This window comes from Pseudomonas sp. Pseusp97 (genome assembly GCF_047304025.1).
GTDB lineage: Bacteria > Pseudomonadota > Gammaproteobacteria > Pseudomonadales > Pseudomonadaceae > Pseudomonas.
Map to the genome: position 1 here is coordinate 1 of NZ_JBGLYK010000335.1, position 4034 is coordinate 4034.

The 4034-nt window shown below is 68.5% G+C and carries 3 protein-coding genes and 2 pseudogenes; 2 read left to right on the forward strand and 3 right to left on the reverse strand.

What is annotated here, in order from left to right; genetic code table 11:
* Window positions 1-410: 410 nt before the first annotated feature.
* Window positions 411-959 (forward strand): annotated as a pseudogene (locus ACCC94_RS28300) (DUF6515 family protein); the annotation flags it as partial.
* Between the two features lie 6 nt (window positions 960-965).
* On the opposite strand, the gene ACCC94_RS28305 reads toward ACCC94_RS28300, so the two are convergent.
* The 3 genes from ACCC94_RS28305 to ACCC94_RS28315 are packed head-to-tail and all read right to left on the reverse strand — an operon-like array spanning window position 966 to window position 2792.
* Window positions 966-1862: a cation diffusion facilitator family transporter gene (locus tag ACCC94_RS28305; RefSeq protein ID WP_413352912.1), complete on the reverse strand. Its 897-nt coding sequence runs from the start codon at window positions 1860-1862 to the stop codon at window positions 966-968.
* The gene (locus tag ACCC94_RS28310) at window positions 1862-2374 is read right to left on the reverse strand and encodes a DinB family protein (protein ID WP_413352913.1); all 513 of its coding nucleotides are present in this window, start codon (window positions 2372-2374) and stop codon (window positions 1862-1864) included. Before ACCC94_RS28310 ends, ACCC94_RS28305 begins: the two co-directional genes overlap by 1 nt.
* 1 nt (window position 2375) lies before the next feature.
* Window positions 2376-2792, reverse strand: coding sequence for a polyribonucleotide nucleotidyltransferase (polynucleotide phosphorylase) (locus ACCC94_RS28315; protein ID WP_017521766.1), 417 nt, complete (start codon window positions 2790-2792; stop codon window positions 2376-2378).
* A gap of 194 nt (window positions 2793-2986) precedes the next feature.
* Here ACCC94_RS28315 and ACCC94_RS28320 point away from each other — a divergent pair.
* A pseudogene (locus tag ACCC94_RS28320) lies at window positions 2987-4034 on the forward strand (helicase-related protein); the annotation flags it as partial.

Genomic DNA, 4034 nt, shown 5'->3' on the forward strand with positions numbered 1-4034 from the left:
CCGGCGGCTCGGGCAACTCCGGCGGCGGCAAGTTCGGCTCCCATGAGGTCCCGAGCGGTTCCGGCGGTGGCTGGCAGGGCCGGCCGCCCAGCGGCGGGAACAATGGTCAGTGGCAGGGCCGACCGCCCAGTGGCGGTAACAATGGCCAATGGCAGGGGCGGCCGCCGAGCAACGGCGGCAACAACGGTCAATGGCAAGGGCGCCCGCCGGGTGGCGATGGTCATGGCGACGGGCAGTGGCATGGCCGCCCGCCGGGCCAGAACGGCAACAACGGCAATCAGTGGCAGGGCGGTCAGGGCCGCCCGCCGGGCTATGGCGACAGCCAATGGCAGAACCGTCCGCCGGCCAGCAATGGCAACGTGGGCAAGTTCGGCTCCCATGAGGTTCGCCCGCCCTCCGGCAACTGGCAGGGCCGCGAGCCGCCCCATGGCAATTGGGGGCCGCACCCGTCCTACTGGCGGCCGGGGTATGTGACGGACAGCATGCCGAGCGGGCACTACCGCGTGCCCTATCGCGGCAGCGATTACTACTTCAACGACGGCTACTGGTATCGCCCGTACGGCTCGCGCTATGTGGTGGTGACGCCGCCTTACGGGGCGCGGGTGCGCTACCTGCCGTCCTATGCCGAGCAGGTGTGGATCGGCAGCATTGGCTACTTCCTCGCCGCCGGCACCTATTACCTTTGGCAGGCCGGTTCACAGGAGTACGAAGTGGTGTCGCCGCCCCAGCAGCAGGCGGTGGCGGTGGCACAGTCGCCTTACGATGTGATCGCCTATCCGCAGTATGGCCAGAGCCCGGACCAGCAGGCCCGCGACCGTTACGAATGCCACGGCTGGGCGGTGCAGCAGAGCGGCTTCGACCCGGCCTCGGCGAACTACGCGCCACCGGGCTACGTTGCCGACAACTACCGTCGCGCCCTGGGCGCCTGTCTGAGCGGACGCGGCTACAGCGTCAACTGACGCTCTCTAGCTGATGGTTTCCTTGCCCACCACTTCCTGCGGGTCGGCGTGCACCAGCACCTCGGCCCGCGGGTATTCCTTGTGGATCGCCAGCACCGCCTCGTCGCACAACTGATGCGCCTTCGACAATGACAGCTCTCCCGGCAGCTCCAGGTGCAACTGGACGAACCAGTGCGTGCCGGAAATCCGTGTGCGCAGGTCATGGGCGCCGAGCACGCCCGGCACTTCCTTCACCAGTTCGAGCATGCGCGTGCTGACGTTCGGCGGCAGTTCCTCGTCCATCAGTACCGCGACGGATTCGCGGGCGATCTGGAAGGAGCTCCAGAGGATGTACAGGGCGATGCCCAGGCCGAAGATGGCGTCCATCTGCTGCCAGCCGAACTGTGCGAGCAGCAGCGCCACCAGGATGCTGCTGTTGAGCAGCAGGTCCGAGCGATAGTGCAGGGAATCGGCGCGGATCGCATTGGAGCCGGTGATCTTCACCACGTAGCCCTGAACCAGCAGCAGGCCGGCGGTGAGCGCCAGCGACAGGATCATCACGGCGACGCCCCAGCCCACGGCTTCCACCGGTTCCGGGTGCTGCAGGCGGTCGATGGCCTGGGTGCCGACCAGCACGGCGCTGACCGCGATGAACAGCGCTTGGGCCAGCCCCGACAGCGATTCCGCCTTGCCGTGGCCGTAGCGGTGGTCGTCGTCCGCCGGGCGGATGGCGTAGTGCACCGCCAGCAGGTTGAGGAAGGACGCCGCGCCGTCGAGCAGCGAGTCGGTGAGGCCGGCCAGCAGGCTGACCGAGCCGCTGAGCCACCAGGCGATGGCCTTCGCGACGATCAGGGTGGTAGCCACGCCGAGCGACGCAAAGGTCGCCAGCCGCATGAGGTGGGCGTGGCTGGCGTGCTTGAGCATCAGGTGTCCAGGCGGTTGGGCAGGAAGTAGATGTAGTCCAGCAGCGGCGCCTTCTGGCCCAGCGCGGTGAGCGCGGCGCTCATCTGCCCGCGGTGGTGGGTGCCGTGGTTGACCAGGTGCTGGACGATGTTCGCCAGGCTCTGGCGGTGTTCCTGCCCGGCCATGTTGCGGTAGTCCAGCTGGGTGCCGAGGGTGGCGTCGCTCTGCTTGCTCAGCCACAGGCGCCAGGCGCCGACGCCGTCGTTGAGGAATTCGCCGAGGCCGGCGCGGTCAGGCGCGGCCTCGGCGTCGAGCCGTTCGAACTGCCAGGGCTCTCGTTGCACACGGGCGAACCAGATGCGATCGACCACCGCGAGGTGGTTGAGGGTGCCGTGCAGGCTGCCGAAGAACAGCCCGCGCGGTGCGCGGTAGGCCTCTTCATCCAGCGGCGCGACGGCCTCCAGGATGCGTTCGTAGGCCCACTGGTGGTACGCCAGGAGTTGCTGCAGGTGTGAAGCGAGAGCGCCGTGCATATCAGGCCTCCGGGCGCAGGCCCAGGCTGGCGAGTTGTTGGAGGCTGCCGCTGCGCTGGATCAGACGCGGGTCGTCCAGGGGCAGGCTGCGGCCGGTTTCACGCTCGAGGATCGCCTTGAGTTTAGCCTTGTCCACGCTGCCGTCTTCGCTCACGGCATCCTTGAGCTTCTCCGGCGCGACCGAGTACTTCTCGTCGGGCAGGTAGATCGCGCCGGTGGCGAAGTCTACGCCGAAGGCGATCAGGCCCGGGATGACGTAGAACAACAGTCCCACGGCGTCCAGGGCGGCGACTGCCGGGTCGATGCGGCCGTCGATCTGGCCGCGGCGATCGGGGTAGAACAGGGTGCCGCAGGCCGTCAGCTGGCTGAACAGGGCGGCGCTCAGAACTGCACAGGAGACTCGGGTGGCAAGACGCATGAACAAAACCTCCGGGAGGATGATGCGGACAACTATAACAACGAGCTTGCCGTCGCTGCTGGCAGTTTCGCACTAGCCGGCGTGCTCGTTGCTTCTATGACTGCCGGGTTGGAATTGCGGTTCGCCCGCTATAATCGCCGCCCCCCGCGTAATCGGGGTTATCGCCTTATGACATTCGAGTTCCAGGAGCCGGCATGATCGCCCTTCCCATCGACAGCGTCCTTCCCGCCCTGCGCCAGGCCCTGGCCGCGCGCCACGAGGTGGTGCTGGAAGCGCCGCCGCCGAAAGGCTGGCCGCGGAACTGGGCGAGAAGGTCGGCGAAACCGTCGGCTACCGCATCCGCCTGGACAGCAGGGTCGGCCCGAAGACGCGCATCGAAGTGGTCACCGAGGGCATCCTTGCCCGCCGCCTGCAGGACGACCCGGCGCTGGAAGGTGTGGGGCTGGTTATCTTCGACGAATTCCACGAGCGGTCCCTGGATGCTGATCTCGCGCTGGCGCTGACCCTCAACGGCCGCGCGCTGCTGCGCGACGAGCCGCCGCTCAAGGTGCTGGTGATGTCGGCGACACTGGAAGGCGAGCGCCTGTCCGCGCTGCTGGGCGATGCGCCGGTGGTGCGCAGCGAGGGCCGCATGTTCCCGGTGGATATCCGCTGGGGCCGCCCGTGGCAGGCCGGCGAATTCATCGAGCCGCGGGTGGTGCAGACGGTGCAGCAGGCGCTGGCCGACGAGCCGGGCAGCCTGCTGGTGTTCCTGCCCGGCCAGGCGGAGATTCGCCGCGTCGCCGAACAGTTGGGCGAGGCCCTGGCTGGTCGCTCCGAAGTACTCATCTGCCCGCTGCATGGCGAACTCGACCTCGACGCCCAGCGCGCCGCCATCGAGCCCGCGCCGGCGGGCAAGCGCAAGGTGGTGTTGGCGACCAACATCGCCGAAACCAGCCTGACCATCGATGGCGTGCGCGTGGTGGTGGATGCGGGCCTGGCGCGGGTGCCGCGCTTCGATCCGGGCAGCGGCATGACCCGTCTGGAAACCCAGCGCATGGCCGCGCAACAGCAGATGGGCGATACGCGGGTGCGCCGGCACTTCGGCCATGCGCTGGGACTGGGGCCCTTGGCCTGCGATCTGGCGGCCTTGCTGGGCGAGCGCGACATCCTGCGCGGCAACGACGCCGACCTGCATCACCGCATCGCCTTGCTGGCCGGCGAGCAGAACGGCCCGCGCGCCAGCCGTGGCGCGGGCCGTTC

Coding starts and splice junctions, on each gene's coding strand:
- ACCC94_RS28305 (WP_413352912.1), bottom strand. CDS start 1,862: ATGCTCAAGCACGCCAGCCACGCCCACCTCATGCGGCTGGCGACCTTT.
- ACCC94_RS28310 (WP_413352913.1), bottom strand. CDS start 2,374: ATGCACGGCGCTCTCGCTTCACACCTGCAGCAACTCCTGGCGTACCAC.
- ACCC94_RS28315 (WP_017521766.1), bottom strand. CDS start 2,792: ATGCGTCTTGCCACCCGAGTCTCCTGTGCAGTTCTGAGCGCCGCCCTG.